We start from the raw sequence: 18193 nt of genomic DNA, 5'->3' as shown, positions 1-18193 counted from the left end.
GGAAAACGACAATGACAGCGACGAACCCCGCGCTCACCGCCCTCGCCCAGGGCTGGTGCGCCCTCTCACTGCTGCACGGGAGGATCGAGGCGCACATCGAACGCGCCCTGCAGGCCAGGCACGACCTGAGCGTGCGCGAGTACTCCCTGCTCGACGTGCTCAGCCGGCAGCACGACGGTGAGGGCGGCCATCTCCAGATGAAGCAGGTCGCCGATGCGGTCGTCCTCAGCCAGAGCGCCACCACCCGGCTGGTGACCCGGCTGGAGGACCGCGGACTGCTGGAGCGCTATCTGTGCCCCACCGACCGTCGCGGCATCTACACCAACGTCACCGCTGCGGGCCTGCATCTGCTGGAAGAGGCACGGCCCACCAATGACGCCGCGCTGCGCGAGGCCCTGGACGAGGCGGCCCGTACCCCCGAGCTGGCCCCGCTGGTGCGGGTCGTGGAGTCCCTCAACGTGCCCGCATAGGGTGCCACCATGGGAGATCTCGAAATACGCCGTGCGACTGCGGACGACCTGCCGGTGATCGTCGCCATGCTGGCCGACGATCACCTGGGCGCCCAGCGCGAGTCGCTCGACGACCTGACGCCGTACCTGGCAGCGCTGGAGCGGCTGAACGCGGATCCGCATCAGCATGTTGTGGTCGCCGTCCGCGAAGGCCGAGTGATCGGCACTCTCCAGCTCACGATCATCCCAGGGCTCTCTCGCAAGGGAGCGACCCGCTCGATCATCGAAGCCGTCCGCATCCATGCCGACGAGCGCGGCAGTGGCCTGGGCACACAGCTCATCGAGTGGGCGATCGAGGAATCCCGGCGCCAGGGCTGCCAGTTGGTGCAGCTCACCTCGGACCACAGCCGCACGGACGCCCATCGTTTCTACGAGCGGCTCGGCTTCACCGCCTCGCATGTGGGATTCAAGTTTCAGCTCTGACGATGGGCGGGGCGGGTGTTTCACGTGAAACACCCGCCCCGCCCGACCGGCTAGTCCGCGATCCCTCGCCAGCCCTCCGGGTCCACGCCGCCGGGCACCCCGGCGCCCTCTTCATAGGGCTGCCGGGTGAAGACGAACGACCCGAGGTCGAGATGGCTCAGGGACCCGTCCGCGCGGCGTACGGGACGGAGCAGTTCACCGGCGTAGTAGCCCTCCAGGCCCGTCCATGTCCCGTCTCCGTTCGAGCGCAAACGCGCCCGGCGACCGCCACCGGCCAGCGGTCCCAGGGCGAGCAGCCCGTCGGCCCCCACCCGCAGGGCGAAGGAATGGGTCCCCCAGTACCACTGCCCGGCCAGCTCCAGTACCGCCGAATCCACTGCACGCAGCGGACGCCAGGGCTCGGGGATGCGCGGTTCCGCCTCGGCGACGATACGAACCAGGTCAGCCCCCACCGTTGCCAGCAGCGGGCCGCTGGTGCAGTTGGCCAGCACCACCGCCGCCACGTCGTCGTCCACGCTGATGGTGAGGTTCGCCAGGAAGCCCGGGAGCGAGCCGGAGTGGCCCACGAGGAGCCTGCCGTCACGGTGCTGAAGCTGCATCCCGAGCCCGTAGGTGGCCCCGTCCGCCACATCGGCGGTTTCGGCGGGCGCTGCCGGTGTCCGCATCTCACGCACCGATTCCGCGCTCAGCACCCGGTCGTCTCCCCCGGCCAGAAAGACGGCGAACCGCGCGAGGTCGCCGGTGGTGGACCACAGCTGACCGGCGGGCGCCATCCGGCCGAGATCCTCCAGCGGCTCGGGCAGCAGCGCATCCGCCCAGGGGTGCACGGCCCAGCCACCCGCGTGCGGTGCCTGCGGCTGGGCGCTGGTGCGGTGGAGGCCCAGCGGTTCGAGTACTTCACGGCGCAGCACCTCGTCCCAGGGTGCGCCCCGGACCTCCTCGACCAGCGCGCCGAGCAACGTGTAGCCCGGATTGGAGTAGTGGTGGCGCCGGCCCACGGGGTGCAGGAGGGGCTGCTCGCCGAGGACATCGCTCAGCTCAGGACGCAACGAGCCCGGAGTCCGCTCCCACCAGGGCCCGGGGGACTCCGCCGCCAGGCCGCCGGTGTGCGCGAGCAGTTCGGCGATCGTCGCCTCACCGGCCCCGGTGCCCGGCAGATGCTTCTCCAGGGGATCACCGAGATCGAGCAGGCCCTCGTCACGCAGCCGCAGCACCAGCACGGCGGTGAACGTCTTGGTGATCGACCCGATCCGGTACTGCACGGTGTCGTCGGGGGCATGCCCGTCCACCGAACTCCGGGCGCCCTGCCAGACGGTCTTCCCTCCGCGTACTACCGCAGCGACCAGCGACGGCGCCCGCCCTTCGGCCTGGGCGACAGCGATCCGGTGCAGCAGCGCCCGGCGGGTCCCCGGGAGCAGCTCTTCCTCATATGTCGTCATGAGCCCAGTCCATCCGCTGACGGCCCCTGCGTCGAGTTCATTTCACCGGCTCCCCGGCTAGAGGTTCTGAGGCTCCACCTTCAGGTGACGGTGCAGTGACCTGCCGTTCTTCTCGTTGCCTCAGGTCGTGCCGCCAAGCTGTCACAGGGAGCTCCTGCACCTGCGGCCGGCAGGGCCGCCTCAGGCGGAGTGGCTGTGGTCGGACAGGGCTCCCGCAATGACATGGCGACGGCAGCGGCCTGTGCGCAGCGGCGTCGACCTGCTCCACCAGAAGCCAGAGCCTTCCACGGGGCCCACCCACTGGCCCGCACCCGCGCTGTTCCGCCGACGGTGAAGAACGGCCCGCCCGGGCGGGACCGTCACTACGGTCCCGTCTCATGACGACGGTCACCACACGCACGGTCGAATACCCGGCTGACGGCCTGATGATGATCGGGCACCTCACACTGCCGCCGGCGTCGACCGCCGGCCCGCAGTCCTGATCGGGCCCGAAGGGCCGGGCCTGAACGACTTCCAGCGCCGCCGGGCCGACGCCCTCGCCGAACTGGGGTACGTGGCGCTGGCCTTCGACCTCCGTGGCGGGCGCTGGTTCACCGACCCGCAGGAGATGCTGGCGCGCGTGACCCCGCTGCTCGCCGACCCCGACCGGATGCGGGGTATCGGCCATGCGGCACTCGATGTGCTGCGTGCCGAACCGCGGACCGACCCCGCCCGGATCGCTGCCGTCGGCTATGGCACCGGGGGCGCAATCGTGCTGGAACTCGGGCGCGACGGCGTCGACCTGCGGGCGATCGGGACGGTCAACGCACTGACCACGGGCCGACCGGGCGAGGCGGCCCGCATGCAGCGAGCCTGGCGCGACATCGTCGGCCTGCTCGCCGAGTGCCTGCCCCTGGCGGAGTGAGCCAGAGTGTCAGGTCTGCCGTCGTCATGACACGACCGCGGCGAAAATGACACGGAGCCCGAGATCCCACAACCTGCCGGGTCAGGTCTGTGCCATGTCCACGAAACGGGAGTAGTGGCCCTGGAAGGCGACCGTGATCGTCGCCGTCGGACCGTTTCGGTGCTTGGCGACGATCAGGTCGGCCTCGCCGGCGCGCGGTGACTCCTTCTCGTAGGCGTCCTCGCGGTGCAGCAGGATGACCATGTCGGCGTCCTGCTCGATGGAGCCGGACTCACGCAGGTCGGAGACCATCGGCTTCTTGTCGGTGCGCTGCTCGGGACCACGGTTCAGCTGGGAGAGCGCGATGACCGGGAGCTCCAGCTCCTTGGCGAGCAGCTTGAGGTTACGGGACATGTCCGAGACCTCCTGCTGGCGGCTCTCGGCACGCTTGGAGCCGCCGGACTGCATCAGCTGGAGGTAGTCGATGACGACCAGCCTCAGGTCGTTGCGCTGCTTCAGACGCCGGCACTTGGCCCGGATCTCCATCATCGACAGGTTCGGGGAGTCGTCGATGTAGAGGGGGGCGGCGGAGACGTCCGGCATGCGACGGGCGAGCCGGGTCCAGTCGTCGTCGGTCATCGTGCCGGACCGCATGTGGTGCAGGGCGACGCGGGCCTCCGCCGACAGCAGACGCATGGCGATCTCGTTGCGGCCCATTTCCAGGGAGAAGATGACGCTGGGGAGGTTGTGCTTGATCGAGGCCGCCCGCGTGAAGTCCAGCGCGAGGGTCGACTTACCCATGGCGGGACGGGCCGCGATGACGATCATCTGGCCGGGGTGCAGGCCGTTCGTCAACGAGTCGAAGTCCGTGAATCCGGTGGGCACACCGGTCATCTCGCCGCTGCGCGAGCCGATCGCCTCGATCTCGTCGAGGGCGCCCTCCATGATGTCGCCGAGCGGCAGGTAGTCCTCGCTGGTGCGCTGCTCCGTGACGGCGTAGATCTCGGCCTGGGCTCGGTTGACGATCTCGTCGACGTCGTCGTCGGCCGCGTATCCCATCTGCGTGATGCGGGTGCCGGCCTCGACCAGGCGGCGCAGGACGGCTCGTTCGTGGACGATCTCCGCGTAGTACTCGGCGTTCGCCGCCGTGGGCACCGTCTGGACGAGGGTGTGCAGGTACGACGCGCCGCCGACCTTGTTGATCTCTCCGCGCTTGGTGAGTTCGGCGGCGATGGTGATGGGGTCGGCCGGCTCTCCCTTCGCGTAGATGTCCAGGATCGCCTGGTAGATCGTCTCGTGCGCGGGCTTGTAGAAGTCGTGGCCCTTGAGGATCTCGACCACGTCGGCGATGGCGTCCTTGGACAGCAGCATGCCGCCCAGAACGGACTGCTCAGCGTCCAGGTCCTGGGGGGGCACCCGCTCGAAGGAAGAGCCTGAGCCGTCCCAGTCGCCGTTCTCCCGGCCCCGGTCGTGCTGCTCGTCACGACCCCGGCCGCCATCACTCCTCCGACGGGCGGTCGGCAGACGATCGCTGGGCCCACTGTCCGCCCACGGATCGTCCAAGGGCTCGGAAATGCTCACCAAGCCACCTCCTCCCGTCCGCACGGCGGACCTCGCCGTGCCCTCTTTTGTACGGCACGACACTGACAATTCGAGAGGCCCAACTCCGGTTCTGACGCGTCGGTTTTGTGACGTTTCCCGGGTCGAGGGCGGGAGCGGGCGCCGGACCACGTTAGGCCCCTCGGCACCGTCAGCCAATCTGGTTATCCACAGGCCATGTGGACGACGGCCCCGATGCTGTGGAGAACCTGCCGAAACCTGTGCACGACTCGGTGGACAGCGCTGTGAACAAGCCCTCCATCTCACCAAGAAGACCCTACTGACCTGCATCTTTGCCATCCACCGGCTGTGCAGAAGAAAAACTTCCCCAGTCGGCCCAAGATCCCTTCGAACGGTGCGCGAAAGCGCACGGGTCGAGACTGGACGTAAGGGTCACATCCTCATTGCATCTCTTACCTGTGGACGATTAGATTGGTGCTCATGACACAGGCTCCCGCGATACCCCAGGCCACCCGACGGCGGCACGACCGAGAGATCGTCACGCTTGCCGTTCCGGCCTTCGGCGCACTCGTCGCCGAGCCTCTGTTCGTCATGGCGGACAGTGCAATCATCGGCCACCTCGGGACCGCCCAGCTCGCCGGTCTCGGTGTGGCTTCAGCGCTTCTCACCACGGCCGTGAGCGTCTTCGTCTTCCTCGCCTACGCCACCACGGCCGCCGTGGCCCGACGGGTCGGCGCCGGTGACCTTCAAGCGGCCATCCGCCAGGGCGTGGACGGCATCTGGCTGGCCCTCCTCCTCGGCGGGGCGGTCATCGCCCTCGTCCTCCCACTGGCCCCGGGCATCATGGAACTCTTCGGCGCATCCGCCACAGCGGCTCCCTACGCCACGACGTATCTGCGCATCTCCGCACTCGGTATCCCGGCCATGCTGGTGGTCCTCGCCGCCACCGGTGTGCTCCGCGGCCTGCAGGACACCAGGACCCCGCTGTACGTCGCCGTCGCCGGCTTCGTCGCCAACGCCGCGCTCAATGTGGGACTCGTCTATGGTGCCGGACTCGGCATCGCCGGCTCCGCCTGGGGCACCGTGATCGCCCAGTGCGGCATGGCAGCCGTCTACCTGACCGTGGTCGTCCGTGGAGCCCGGCGCCACGGCGCCTCCCTGCGCCCTGACGCCGCAGGCATCCGAGCCTCGGCGCAGGCCGGAGTCCCCCTGCTTGTGCGCACGCTGTCCCTGCGGGCGATCCTTGTGATCGCCACGGCTGTCGCGGCACGTCTCGGCGACGCCGACATCGCCGCTCACCAGATCATCCTGTCCCTGTGGAGCCTGCTGGCCTTCGCGCTCGACGCGATCGCCATCGCCGGGCAGGCCATCATCGGCCGCTATCTGGGCGCCGACGATACCCAAGGCGCCCGTGAGGCCTGCCGCCGCATGGTCCAGTGGGGCATCGCGACCGGTGTCGTACTCGGCCTGCTCGTGGTGGCGGCCCGGCCGCTGTTCCTCCCACTGTTCACCGGCGACTCCGCGGTCAAGGACACCGCGTTGCCTGCTCTGCTGATGGTGGCCCTCTCGCAGCCCGTCTGCGGGATCGTCTTCGTCCTGGACGGTGTACTGATGGGCGCCGGCGACGGACCGTACCTGGCCCGGGCCATGGTGATCACCTTGGCGGTGTTCGCCCCTGTGGCACTGCTCGTCCCCGCGCTGGGCGGAGGCCTCACCGCACTGTGGGCAGCCATGACACTCATGATGACGGTGAGGTGGGCAACCCTGTGGCTGCGCGCCCGATCGGGCCGCTGGATCGTGACGGGTGCGACACGGTGACCGTTTCACGTGAAACATGAGCGGAGCGCCGCCTACGGCGTCGGAGCGGTGTGCGCCTCGGGCATCGGAGGCGTTCATCTCAGGGATGGGAAAGGGGCCGCACCCCTCAAGGGTGCGGCCCCTTTCACTGGCTCAAGCGAGCGCAGCAATCACGCGGCGATCAGCCCGCGACGACCTCGATGTTGACCTTGGCGGCAACCTCGGGGTGCAGACGCACGGACGTCTCGTGGGCGCCCAGGGTCTTGATCGGAGCGGACAGCTCGACGCGGCGCTTGTCGACCTCGGGGCCACCGGAAGCCTTGATCGCGGAAGCGATGTCGGCCGGGGTGACGGAACCGAAGAGACGGCCGGAGTCGCCGGAGCGGACGGCCAGGCGGACCTTCACGCCCTCGAGCTGGGCCTTGATCTGGTTGGCCTGCTCGATGGTCTGGATCTCGTGGATCTTACGGGCGCGGCGGATCTGCTCGACGTCCTTCTCGCCACCCTTGGTCCAGCGGATAGCGAACTTCCGCGGGATGAGGTAGTTGCGAGCGTAACCGTCCTTGACGTCGATGACGTCGCCAGCGGCACCGAGGCCGGAGACCTCGTGGGTGAGGATGATCTTCATGTGTCTGTCACCCTTCCCTTAGCGCGCAGTGGAGGTGTAGGGCAGCAGCGCCATCTCACGGCTGTTCTTCACGGCCGTGGCGACGTCACGCTGGTGCTGCGTGCAGTTGCCGGTCACGCGGCGGGCACGGATCTTGCCGCGGTCGGAAATGAACTTCCGCAGCATGTTCGTGTCCTTGTAGTCCACGTACGTGACCTTGTCCTTGCAGAAAGCGCAGACCTTCTTCTTAGGCTTGCGCACAGGCGGCTTCGCCATGGGGTTTCTCCTGTGTGATCAAGAAGTGTGGGTACGACCCGCCCTCGGTCCGAAGACCTAGAAGGGGGGCTCGTCCGAGTAGCCGCCGCCACCGCCGCTGCCGCCGCCGGAGTTTCCACCCCAGCCGCCGCCACCCTGGTTTCCGCCGGCGGGAGCGCCGGAGGCCCACGGGTCGTCAGCCGGAGCGCCGCCGCCCTGCTGGCCGCCACCGGAGCCGCCGCCCCAGCCGCCGCCACCCTGGCCGCCACCGCCGCCGTAACCACCCTGGCCACCGCGGGCGCCACCGGCGGTCTTGGTGACCTTGGCCGTGGCGTTGCGGAGGCTGGCGCCGACTTCCTCGACGTCCAGCTCGTAGACCGTGCGCTTGACACCCTCACGGTCCTCGTAGGACCGCTGCTTCAGCCGGCCCTGCACGATGACGCGCATGCCTCGCTGGAGCGACTCGGCGACGTTCTCCGCCGCCTGACGCCAGACCGAGCAGGTCAGGAAGAGGCTTTCGCCGTCCTTCCACTCGTTGGTCTGACGGTCGAAGGTGCGGGGAGTGGACGCGACGCGGAACTTCGCGACCGCCGCACCGGACGGGGTGAAGCGCAGCTCGGGGTCGTCGACAAGATTGCCGACGACCGTGATGACGGTCTCGCCTGCCATGGGGGAACCTCTCGGCGGGTTTGCTGCTGGCTGCTTGCTGCTACTCGAAACCCGAGATCAGCTGAGCGGGAGAGCTCAGTGGGTCTCGGGGCGGAGGACCTTGGTCCGGAGGACCGACTCGTTCAGGTTCATCTGGCGGTCGAGCTCCTTCACGACCGCAGGCTCGGCCTGCAGGTCGATGACCGAGTAGATGCCCTCGGGCTTCTTCTTGATCTCGTACGAGAGACGACGACGGCCCCAGGTGTCGACCTTCTCGACCTTGCCGTTGCCCTCACGGACGACGGAGAGGAAGTTCTCGATCAGGGGGGCGACAGCGCGCTCCTCCAGATCGGGGTCGAGGATGACCATCACCTCGTAGTGACGCATGTGGAACCCACCTCCTTTGGACTCAGCGGCCACGGTCGTTCCGTGGCAGGAGGGTTGTGATGCGTACGCAACGGTATCGGCCACCACTGACAATCGGGGGGGCTCCGCTGGGAATCCCCGCAGTGACCTGGAAAGGCCTGGGCAGACACCGGTGCAGACGGTACAGACTACCTGCACACCGGCTTCCGGTTGAAATCCGGCGGTGGGGGCCGCCAATCTGTACACATCGGGTGTGTAAGGCGCTACAGTGCGCCGCGATCCGCAGGAGGTGCCTCATGGCACAACAGCAGGCATTGCGACCCAACACCGCCGGATCCCTCTTCGCCACCGACGGCAAACCCCATCCCCTCCAGGACACCCTGGCGGTCGCCACGCTCGTCCTCGGGGTGCTGGCCTTCGCCACATCCTTCTTCCACGGCCTTCATCTGCTCACGTCCTGGGCCGGGCTGCTCGGGATCCTCACCGGCATGTACGGACAGTGGATCTCGGTGACCACGCGCCAGCGCTTCGGTCTGATCCTGGGTCTCGGTGCCTCCGGAGTCGGCTTCATGCTCGGCATGGCGCACGGCGGGCTCTTCGGCGGGCTCATCGGCTGACCCTCCCGTACGGCGGTCCGGCACCTCCCGGACGCCCGGTGTCCGGCACCTTTCCCGGACACCGCGAAAGCGCCCCGGCAGCCCACGGCCGGGACGTGGGTGCCGTACGCCCAGTCGGGGCGCTTGCCAGGCGCAGTAGGCTTCGGCGCGAGAGCCGGAGCCCCTGTACCCATGGGGACACACCAGCCCGAGGAGCGCCCCGACATGAGCCTGACCCTGAGGACCATCAGCCGCGAGCAGCATCTGGCCTACATCCAGAGCCTGCCGGCGGCGAGCCACATGCAGGTCCCGGCCTGGGCCGACGTGAAGGCGGAGTGGCGCTCCGAGAGCCTCGGCTGGTTCGACGAGCGCACGGGCGAGATGGTCGGCGCGGGCCTGGTCCTCTACCGCCAGTTGCCCAAGATCAAGCGCTACCTCGCCTACCTGCCCGAGGGCCCGGTCATCAACTGGTTCGCGCCGAACCTGGACGACTGGATCCAGCCGATGCTGGCGCACCTCAAGCAGCAGGGCGCCTTCTCGGTGAAGATGGGCCCTCCGGTGATCATCCGCCGCTGGAGTGCAGAGACGATCAAGCGGGGCATCCAGAGCCCCGATGTGAAGCGCCTGCGCGACATGGAGGCCGACTTCATCGAGCCGCGCGCCTTCGAGGTCGCCGACAAGCTGCGCCGCATGGGCTGGCAGCAGGGCGAGGACGGCGGCGCCGGCTTCGGCGACGTGCAGCCCCGCTATGTCTTCCAGGTGCCGCTGGCCAACCGCTCCCTGGAAGAGGTCCACAAGAACTTCAACCAGCTGTGGCGCCGCAACATCAAGAAGGCCGAGAAGGCCGGTGTCGAGGTCGTCCAGGGCGGCTACCAGGACCTCGCCGAGTGGCAGCGGCTGTACGAGATCACGGCCGTGCGCGACCACTTCCGGCCCCGCCCGCTGTCGTACTTCCAGCGCATGTGGACGGCCCTCAACACCGAGGACCCCAACCGCATGCGGCTGTACTTCGCCCGCCACAACGGCGTGAACCTGTCGGCCGCCACCATGCTGATCGTCGGCGGCCACGTCTGGTACTCCTACGGCGCCTCCGACAACATCGGCCGCGAGGTGCGGCCCTCGAACGCGATGCAGTGGCGGATGCTGCGCGACGCGTATGCGCTCGGCGGCACCGTCTACGACCTGCGCGGCATCTCCGACTCGCTGGACGAGACGGATCACCTGTTCGGCCTGATCCAGTTCAAGGTCGGCACGGGCGGGCAGGCCGCCGAGTACCTGGGCGAGTGGGACTTCCCGCTGAACAAGCTGCTCCACAAGGCGCTCGACATCTACATGTCGCGCCGCTGAGCCGCGGGCGTTTGATTCCATAGGCTTTGCAGCCTTCACACCTCTGACACACGGCAGCCACCAGAAAGGTTCCAGGTCCGGCCATGGCGCTCACGCTCTACGTCGACACCGCGCGCTGGCGGGCGCATCACAAGCACGTGCAGGAGCAGTTCCCGGGCCTCGTCCCGGTCTGCAAGGGCAACGGCTACGGCTTCGGACACGAACGGCTGGCGGAAGAGGCCACGCGTCTGGGCGCGGACGTCCTCGCCGTCGGCACCACGTACGAGGCGGCGCGCATCAAGGACTACTTCGGCGGGGACCTGCTGGTGCTGACGCCGTACCGGCGCGGTGAGGAACCCGTCCCGCTGCCGGACCGGGTGATCCGCTCGGTGTCGTCGATCGACGGCGTGTACGGCCTCGTGGGCGCCCGTGTCGTCATCGAGGTGATGTCCTCGATGAAGCGGCACGGCATCAGCGAGCAGGACCTGCCGCAGCTGCACGCCGCCATCGAGAACGTCCGGCTGGAGGGCTTCGCCATCCATCTGCCGCTGGACCGCACCGACGGCTCGGACGCCGTCGAGGAGGTCATCGGCTGGATGGACCGGCTGCGCGCGGCCCGGCTGCCGCTGCACACCATGTTCGTCAGCCACCTCAAGGCCGAGGAACTCGTCCGGCTCCAGCAGCAGTTCCCGCAGACCCGCTTCCGCGCCCGCATCGGCACGCGGCTGTGGCTGGGGGACCACGAGGCCACCGAGTACCACGGCGCCGTCCTGGACGTCACACGCGTGACCAAGGGCGACCGTTTCGGCTACCGGCAGCAGAAGGCGGCCTCCGACGGCTTCCTGGTGGTCGTGGCGGGCGGTACGTCGCACGGGGTGGGCCTGGAGGCCCCGAAGGCCCTGCACGGGGTCATGCCGCGCGCCAAGGGCGTCGCACGGGCCGGCCTCGCCACCGTCAACCGGAACCTTTCTCCGTTCGTCTGGGGCGGCAAGCAGCGCTGGTTCGCCGAGCCGCCGCACATGCAGGTGTCGATCCTGTTCGTCCCCTCGGACGCGCCCGAGCCGAAGGTCGGCGACGAGCTGGTCGCCCATCTGCGGCACACCACCACGCAGTTCGACCGGATCGTCGACCGCTAGGGCCCGTCCGGGCTGCTGAAGCGCGAAGGCCGTACACGCATCGCTCGTGTACGGCCTTCTTCATGCGCCGACAGGGGCCCGCCGAAAGGCTGTTCGCTCAGAGCGAACGCTCCCCGTGCGGTGACGGCTCCGGCTTTCCCCAGTCCACCTGAGGCCCGTCGAGGTGGGCGGCGTGCCGGGGGGGATGGCCCGCCGCGCCGAGGACGAAGGCGTCCTCCGCGCCGTCGAGCACCCCGCCGGACGGATCGTCGTCCCCCGACCGGCGCACCACGTCCCGCTCGGGCATGAGGATGTCCCGGACCACGACGGCGCACAGGTACAGGGTGCCGAGCAGATGCATCGCGATCGCCCAGTGATACCCCTGCGTCGGCAGTCCCTTGTGCGCGTCTCCGCTGGTCGTGTAGGCGAGGTACATCCAGATGCCCAGGAAGTACGCCACCTCGCACGCCTGCCAGATCAGGAAGTCCCGCCACTTGGGCCGGGCGAGGACCGCGAGCGGCACCAGCCACAGCACGTACTGCGGGGAGTAGACCTTGTTGGTGAGGATGAAGGCCGCCACCATCAGGAAGGCGAGCTGGGCGAAGCGCGGCCGGCGCGGGGCGGTGAGCGTGAGTGCCGCGATACCGAGGAAGCAGAGCACCACCAGCGCGGTGGCCGTGGTGTTCACGAAGTCGGTGGTGGGCGGGTTGGTGGAGTTCTGTGCCCAGATCAGCCAGAAGGATCCGAAATCGACGCCCCGGTCATGGCTGAACGTGTAGAACTTCGACCAGCCTTGGAAGGCGAACAGCATCACCGGCAGGTTCACGACCAGCCATGCGACCACTGCGCCGCCGGCTGCCTGGAAGAACTCGCGCCATTTGCCGGCCCTCCAGCACAGCACGAGCAGCGGACCGAGCAGAAAGACCGGGTAAAGCTTGGCGGCCGTGGCGAGCCCCAGCAGGACTCCGAAGGCCAGGGCACGTCCGCGCGACCACATGAGCATCGCGGCGGCCGTCAGGGCCACTGCGAGCAGATCCCAGTTGATCGTGGCGGTGAGCGCGAGGGCGGGCGCCAGGGCGACCAGCAGGCCGTCCCAGGGGCGGCGGCGGTGGGTGCGGGTCACACAGACGGCGATGACGGCCGCGCACACCATCAGCATTCCGGCGTTGACGAACCAGTACCACTGCTCCTGGTGCTGGATGCTGCCGCTGCCGGGCGTGAGCCAGGCGGCCACCTCCATGAACACGCCGGTCAGTACCGGGTACTCGAGGTAGTCCATGTCGCCCGGCAGCTTGTCGAAGTACGGCACCAGCCCGTCGGCGAAGCCTCGCCCCTGGTACAGGTGCGGGATGTCCGAGTAGCAGGCGTGGGTGTACTGCGAGCTCGCTCCGAAGAACCAGGCGCTGTGGTAGCAGGGCGCCTTCTGGATCAGGCCGAGGGCGAACATGCCGATCGCGACGAGCGCGATCACCCGGACGGGAGTCCACCAGGACGTCCCGAGCAGGGCCTGGCGCCCGATGGGGCCACCGATCAGCTCACTGCCGACCGCGGCGATCTCGTCCTCCCGAGTCGGCCGCACCGGTTCCGCCGGGGCGGACCGCACGGGCTCGGGCTCGTGCTTGCTCGCGGGCGTCATCTCTGCACTGGGCATGGGCCACATCCTGCCGTACCTGTCTAGGAATACGCCGAGGGCCGCCGCACCTCGCGGGTGCGGCGGCCCATGTTTCACGTGAAACAGCCTTGGCGGGCGATCTGACCGCAAACCGGTCAGATCGACTTGCTAACCGTTCTGGCCTGCGAAGATGCCTCCGTTGCCATTGCCTCTGGTGGTGCCGGGGCCGGTGGTGTCGGTGGCTGTCGGCGTGGGCGTCGTCCCACCGTCCGTGCCCCCGTTGCCCGTACCTCCGTTGTCCGTGCCTCCGATGTCGTTGCAGTTGTTCCCCCAGCCGAACTGGCAGGAGTCACTCGGCGTCGGAGTCGGGGAGGACGGGGCCGAGGTGCTGGGCGTCGGGCTCGGCGTGTTGCTCGGCTTCTGGCTGGGCGTGATGGTGACCGACGGGGTCGGAGAAGGCGCACCCGCCTCGTCCTGGACCTCACCGATCTTGGCGGCCTCCGGGAACCCGAGGTCGTTCGAGTTCTTCAGCGCGTCCTTCATGTACTCGGTCCACACGAGCGTCGGGATGTCACCACCGTGGATCGAGTCCTTGCCCGCCGTGCCGTTCATCGAGAGCAGCTCGTGGTCCTTGGGGTTCTCACGGAACATCGCCACCGAGGTCGACAGCTGCTGGGTGTAGCCGACGAACCAGGCCGACTTGTTCGCGTCGGTGGTACCGGTCTTGCCCGCCGCCGTACGGCCCAGGGCCTTGGCGTTCGTACCCGTACCGTTCTGGATGACGTTCTGCAGGACGTCCGTGACGTTGTTGGCGATGTCCGGGTCCATGGCCCGCTTGACCGTGGGCTTCTCGAAACCGGACTGGTCCGTGCCGTCCTTCTTCACCTCGGTCACCGAGTACGGGTCCGCCTGCTTGCCCGACGCCGCGAAGGTCGCGTAGGCGTCGGCCATGCGGATCGCGCTCGGAGTGGACGTACCGATGGCGAACGACGGATTGAGGTTCACCGACATGCTGGCGGGGAGTATGCCGGCCGACTTGGCGACGTCCCGCACATGCGTCATCCCGACGTCCATGCCGAGCTGCACGAACGGCGTGTTGATGGACTGCTCCATCGCCTTGCGCAGCGTGATGTAGCCCCATTTGTGGGGACTCTCGTTGTTCTGGAAGAAGAACGAGTTGTCCTTGTTGAGATAGGGCGTCCCGTCGGAGTTCAGGACCTTGAGATGGTCGTTGCCGTTGTACTTGCTCAGCGGCGAGACCGGCGTGCCGGGGTGCTTGTAGGTGCCGTACTCCATGGCCGCGGCCAGTACGAACGGCTTCCAGGTCGAACCGACGGGGACACCGGAGGTGTCGGCGTTGTTGGTGAAGTGGCCGTTCTCGTAGCCGTCACCGCCGTAGAGGGCTTCGATGGCACCGTCGTTCGGCTTCACGGACGCTGCGCCGAACTGGACGTACTTGTCCAGCTCCCGCTTCGGGTTGAGGCGCTCCTTCTGGATCTTCTTCACGGCCGTGCTCAGGGCGTTGACCTTGTTCTTGTCGAAGGTCGTGTAGATCTGGTAGCCGCCCTTGTCGAACTCGGCCTCCGTGATGTCGGAGTGGGCGATGACGTACTTCTTCGCCGTGTCCACCAGGTAGCTGATCTGGCCGGTCATGCCCTTGGTCGCCTTGCGGCCCTGGACGTCGGGGTACTTCTTGACGGCTTCCGTGTACTGGGCGTCCGTGAGGTGCTGGTCCTTGTGCATCTCGCCGAGGATCCAGCGCCAGCGCTCCTCCGACCGCTTGCGGTTGGACTTGGCGTCCGCCGCCGGGTCGAGATCGGCGTTGCCGGCCGGGTCGTAGTACGTCGGACCCTTCAGCAGAGCCGCGAGGAAGGCGCACTGGCTGGGCTGGAGCTTGACCGCATCGACGCCGAAGTAGGTCTGCGCCGCGGCCTGGATGCCGTAGGCGCCACGACCGTAGTACGAAGTGTTCAGGTAGCCCTGCAGGATCTGGGGCTTGCTGAACTTCGTGCCCACCTTGATGGAGATGAACATCTCCTTGAACTTACGGGTGACCGTCTGGTCCTGGCTGAGGTACGTGTTCTTGACGAACTGCTGGGTGATGGTCGAACCACCCTGCGTCTGACCGCCTCGCGCCATGTTGGCCAGGGCTCGTGCGATACCCATGGGGTCGACGCCCGAGTCCTTGTAGAAGCTCTTGTTCTCGGCCGAGATCACCGCGTCCTGCATGGCCGTGGGAATCTTGTCGATGGTGACGTTCTGGCGGTTCACACCGGTGCCGGTGGCCACCATCTGCGACTTGTCGGCCCAGTAGTAGACGTTGTTCTGCGACTGGGCGGCGATGTTCTCGTTGGGGACCTGGACCATCGCGAAGCCGATGCCGACCATGGCGACCAGGCTGCCGAGGAACCCTACGAACAGGCCCGTCACGAGCTTCCAGGAAGGCACCCAGCGGTGCCACCCGTACTTGCCCGCCCGGGGGTAGTCGATGAATCGCTTCTTGTCGGGTGCTGTCGTGGCGCGGCCTCTGCCGCGCCCGGGTCCGGTCGGCCCGCCCGGGCCTGCGCTGTCGGGGCCCCGGCGCCGGCCGTTGCCTCTCTGCGCCGCCCGGCGGGCCTCGGCACGGCTGCTGTAGGGGCGCCCTTCACCCCCGGAGCCGTAGGAGTCCGACCCATGGGAACTGGAACCATAGGAGTCGGCTGAAGACCCGGTGGCGCCTCGCGGTGCCGCACGGCGGCCGGAGGACGAGCCGGACTGGCCGCGTCGGGCCGCGGCACGTCCGCCTCCCTGCGGCGGCGGCGGTTTGCGACGGTGCTCGCTCATCGAACGATTACTCCTCGGGCAGGCGCACCCTTGCGCGCCTGGAACGGCGGCTGGTTTCCGGTCCCCCCGAAGTACGGATGTGGTCGGTTTCGCATTCACCCGTACTGCACCGGGGACGATGACGCTCCCCAGACGTCACTTGGTTCCCGGTGGACTGCATGCCGCACAGACTACGCACCACCAAAACCTGCCGAGGCTCGAAGTTCACCCCAAAACAGGCAAGCCGCCTCCCACGAATCGGTGATGTGATCCCGTTCACCGTCCTTCCTCTTGTCGCGTACGGAAGGCCGTTCTATCGTCGTGATGTATCGAGTCGATACATCAGCGCGAGATAAAGACGCTGCGGACCGAGAGGAGGCGAGCATGAGCCGACGTTCCGGCATCCTTGAGTTCGCCGTACTCGGGCTGCTGCGCGAGTCCCCGATGCACGGCTATGAGCTGCGCAAACGACTCAACACGTCACTGGGTGTGTTCCGGGCGTTCAGCTACGGAACCCTGTATCCCTGCCTCAAGACGCTGGTCACCAACGGCTGGTTGATCGAGGAGCCGGGCAGCACCCACGAGGACGCCCTCGCCGCTCCCCTTGCCGGACGCCGCGCGAAGATCGTGTACCGATTGACGGCAGAAGGTAAGGAGCACTTCGAGGAGCTTCTTTCCCAGACCGGTCCCGATGCGTACGAGGACGAGCACTTCGCGGCACGGTTCGCCTTCTTCGGGCAGACGTCGCGCGATGTGCGCATGCGCGTGCTGGAGGGCCGGCGCAGCCGCCTGGAGGAGCGCCTGGAGAAGATGCGCTCCTCTCTGGCGCGCACCCGGGAGCGCCTCGACGACTACACGCTTGAGCTCCAGCGCCACGGGATGGAGTCCGTGGAGCGCGAAGTGCGCTGGCTGAACGAGCTCATCGAGAGCGAGCGGGCCGGTCGGGACCTGAGAGGTTCCGCATCCGGGGGGTCCGCTCAGCAGGACACCACATCTGGAGCGACGGGCGGCCTGCCCCGTCCCGGGGACACCCCCCGGACGGATACGCCCGGCGACACCGCCACGTGAGACCCGTCTCAGGGCCTCACTCGTACACACAGGGAGCAACCCACATGGGTTCGGTTCGCGTAGCCATCGTCGGCGTGGGCAACTGCGCCGCGTCGCTGGTGCAGGGCGTCGAGTACTACAAGGACGCCGACCCGGCGTCCAAGGTCCCGGGCCTGATGCACGTGCAGTTCGGCGACTACCACGTCCGTGACGTCGAGTTCGTCGCCGCGTTCGACGTGGACGCGAAGAAGGTCGGCCTGGACCTCGCGGACGCCATCGGCGCCTCCGAGAACAACACCATCAAGATCTGCGACGTGCCCAGCACCGGGGTCACCGTCCAGCGCGGTCACACCCTCGACGGCCTCGGCAAGTACTACCGCCAGACCATCGAGGAGTCCGAGGCCGAGCCGGTCGACGTCGTCCAGGTCCTCAAGGACAAGCAGGTCGACGTCCTGGTCTGCTACCTGCCCGTCGGTTCCGAGGACGCGGCGAAGTTCTACGCCCAGTGCGCCATCGACGCCAAGGTCGGCTTCGTCAACGCCCTCCCGGTCTTCATCGCCGGCACCAAGGAGTGGGCGGACAAGTTCACCGAGGCCGGTGTGCCGATCGTCGGTGACGACATCAAGTCGCAGGTCGGCGCCACCATCACGCACCGCGTCATGGCGAAGCTGTTCGAGGACCGGGGTGTCATCCTGGACCGCACGATGCAGCTGAACGTCGGCGGCAACATGGACTTCAAGAACATGCTCGAGCGCGAGCGCCTGGAGTCCAAGAAGATCTCCAAGACGCAGGCCGTCACCTCCCAGATCCCGGACCGGGACCTCGGTGAGAAGAACGTCCACATCGGCCCGTCCGACTACGTGGCCTGGCTGGACGACCGCAAGTGGGCCTACGTCCGTCTCGAGGGCCGCGCCTTCGGTGACGTCCCGCTGAACCTGGAGTACAAGCTCGAGGTGTGGGACTCCCCGAACTCGGCCGGTGTCATCATCGACGCCCTGCGCGCTGCCAAGATCGCCAAGGACCGCGGCATCGGCGGCCCGATCCTGTCGGCGTCCTCGTACTTCATGAAGTCCCCGCCGGTTCAGTACTTCGACGACGAGGCCCGCGAGAACGTCGAGAAGTTCATCCGCGGCGACGTCGAGCGCTAAGCCGACACGACGCGTGCGCCGACCCGGTGCACGCGCCGTGCGCTAGCGCGGCACGATGCG

At 68.0% G+C, this 18193-nt stretch carries 16 protein-coding genes and 1 pseudogene; 9 read left to right on the top strand and 8 right to left on the bottom strand.

Annotation, left to right across the window (positions count from 1 at the left end):
- Positions 1 to 11 precede the first annotated feature (11 nt).
- Both ACFZCP_RS23750 and ACFZCP_RS23745 read left to right on the top strand, forming a co-directional pair.
- Positions 12 to 470 (top strand): MarR family transcriptional regulator, encoded by a 459-nt coding sequence (locus ACFZCP_RS23750; protein WP_391429709.1) that lies wholly within the window; start codon positions 12 to 14, stop codon positions 468 to 470.
- A gap of 9 nt (positions 471 to 479) precedes the next feature.
- Positions 480 to 932 (top strand): GNAT family N-acetyltransferase, encoded by a 453-nt coding sequence (locus ACFZCP_RS23745; RefSeq protein WP_362694221.1) that lies wholly within the window; start codon positions 480 to 482, stop codon positions 930 to 932.
- Positions 933 to 982: 50 nt separating this feature from the next.
- On the opposite strand, the gene ACFZCP_RS23740 is transcribed toward ACFZCP_RS23745, so the two are convergent.
- Entirely contained in the window at positions 983 to 2371 is a 1389-nt protein-coding gene (locus tag ACFZCP_RS23740) for a serine hydrolase (RefSeq protein WP_391429706.1), read from the bottom strand.
- Between the two features lie 377 nt (positions 2372 to 2748).
- Between ACFZCP_RS23740 and ACFZCP_RS23735 the strand changes: the two are divergent.
- Positions 2749 to 3275, top strand: a pseudogene (locus ACFZCP_RS23735) (dienelactone hydrolase family protein).
- 81 nt (positions 3276 to 3356) lie between these two features.
- On the opposite strand, the gene dnaB reads toward ACFZCP_RS23735, so the two are convergent.
- Entirely contained in the window at positions 3357 to 4835 is a 1479-nt protein-coding gene (gene dnaB / locus ACFZCP_RS23730; RefSeq protein WP_362688615.1) for a replicative DNA helicase, read from the bottom strand.
- A gap of 459 nt (positions 4836 to 5294) precedes the next feature.
- Here dnaB and ACFZCP_RS23725 point away from each other — a divergent pair, with 459 nt between their 5' ends.
- Entirely contained in the window at positions 5295 to 6632 is a 1338-nt protein-coding gene (locus ACFZCP_RS23725) for an MATE family efflux transporter (RefSeq protein WP_391429704.1), read from the top strand.
- A 160-nt stretch (positions 6633 to 6792) separates the two neighbouring features.
- Here the strand turns inward: ACFZCP_RS23725 and rplI are convergent, their stop codons facing one another.
- The 4 genes from rplI to rpsF all read right to left on the bottom strand — a co-directional run bounded on the left by rplI (position 6793) and on the right by rpsF (position 8508).
- On the bottom strand, positions 6793 to 7239 hold the full coding sequence (gene rplI / locus ACFZCP_RS23720) for a 50S ribosomal protein L9 (RefSeq protein WP_362688621.1): 447 nt from the start codon (positions 7237 to 7239) through the stop codon (positions 6793 to 6795).
- Between the two features lie 18 nt (positions 7240 to 7257).
- Positions 7258 to 7494 carry a 30S ribosomal protein S18 gene (rpsR, locus tag ACFZCP_RS23715; RefSeq protein ID WP_003949403.1) on the bottom strand — a complete coding sequence of 79 codons (237 nt, stop codon included), beginning with the start codon at positions 7492 to 7494 and terminating at the stop codon, positions 7258 to 7260.
- A gap of 57 nt (positions 7495 to 7551) precedes the next feature.
- Entirely contained in the window at positions 7552 to 8142 is a 591-nt protein-coding gene (locus ACFZCP_RS23710) for a single-stranded DNA-binding protein (protein WP_391429701.1), read from the bottom strand.
- 75 nt (positions 8143 to 8217) lie between these two features.
- Positions 8218 to 8508, bottom strand: coding sequence for a 30S ribosomal protein S6 (rpsF, locus tag ACFZCP_RS23705; protein WP_005482942.1), 291 nt, complete (start codon positions 8506 to 8508; stop codon positions 8218 to 8220).
- 275 nt (positions 8509 to 8783) lie between these two features.
- Between rpsF and ACFZCP_RS23700 the strand changes: the two genes are divergently transcribed.
- From ACFZCP_RS23700 to ACFZCP_RS23690, 3 genes are all read left to right on the top strand, one after another.
- The gene (locus ACFZCP_RS23700) at positions 8784 to 9104 is read left to right on the top strand and encodes a hypothetical protein (RefSeq protein WP_391429699.1); all 321 of its coding nucleotides are present in this window, start codon (positions 8784 to 8786) and stop codon (positions 9102 to 9104) included.
- Between the two features lie 204 nt (positions 9105 to 9308).
- A complete protein-coding gene (gene femX / locus ACFZCP_RS23695; RefSeq protein WP_362688630.1) occupies positions 9309 to 10430 on the top strand; it encodes a peptidoglycan bridge formation glycyltransferase FemX in 1122 nt (373 codons plus the stop codon).
- 83 nt (positions 10431 to 10513) lie between these two features.
- Positions 10514 to 11545 (top strand): alanine racemase, encoded by a 1032-nt coding sequence (locus ACFZCP_RS23690; RefSeq protein ID WP_391429696.1) that lies wholly within the window; start codon positions 10514 to 10516, stop codon positions 11543 to 11545.
- Positions 11546 to 11642: 97 nt separating this feature from the next.
- Here the strand turns inward: ACFZCP_RS23690 and ACFZCP_RS23685 are convergent, their stop codons facing one another.
- Both ACFZCP_RS23685 and ACFZCP_RS23680 read right to left on the bottom strand, forming a co-directional pair.
- Positions 11643 to 13175, bottom strand: coding sequence for a glycosyltransferase 87 family protein (locus ACFZCP_RS23685; protein ID WP_391429694.1), 1533 nt, complete (start codon positions 13173 to 13175; stop codon positions 11643 to 11645).
- A 129-nt stretch (positions 13176 to 13304) separates the two neighbouring features.
- The gene (locus ACFZCP_RS23680; protein WP_391429692.1) at positions 13305 to 15584 is read right to left on the bottom strand and encodes a transglycosylase domain-containing protein; all 2280 of its coding nucleotides are present in this window, start codon (positions 15582 to 15584) and stop codon (positions 13305 to 13307) included.
- Positions 15585 to 16322: 738 nt separating this feature from the next.
- On the opposite strand from ACFZCP_RS23680, the gene ACFZCP_RS23675 reads away from it, so the two are divergent.
- Together ACFZCP_RS23675 and ACFZCP_RS23670 are read left to right on the top strand one after the other, a co-directional pair.
- On the top strand, positions 16323 to 17006 hold the full coding sequence (locus ACFZCP_RS23675) for a helix-turn-helix transcriptional regulator (protein WP_391429690.1): 684 nt from the start codon (positions 16323 to 16325) through the stop codon (positions 17004 to 17006).
- A 44-nt stretch (positions 17007 to 17050) separates the two neighbouring features.
- Positions 17051 to 18133 (top strand): inositol-3-phosphate synthase, encoded by a 1083-nt coding sequence (locus tag ACFZCP_RS23670; RefSeq protein ID WP_362688644.1) that lies wholly within the window; start codon positions 17051 to 17053, stop codon positions 18131 to 18133.
- The last annotated feature ends 60 nt before the right edge of the window (positions 18134 to 18193 follow it).

It is taken from the genome of Streptomyces sp. NPDC007971 (genome assembly GCF_042958635.1).
GTDB lineage: Bacteria > Actinomycetota > Actinomycetes > Streptomycetales > Streptomycetaceae > Streptomyces.
Note: the sequence above shows the minus strand (reverse complement) of the source record. Positions and strands in the feature narration are given on the sequence as shown.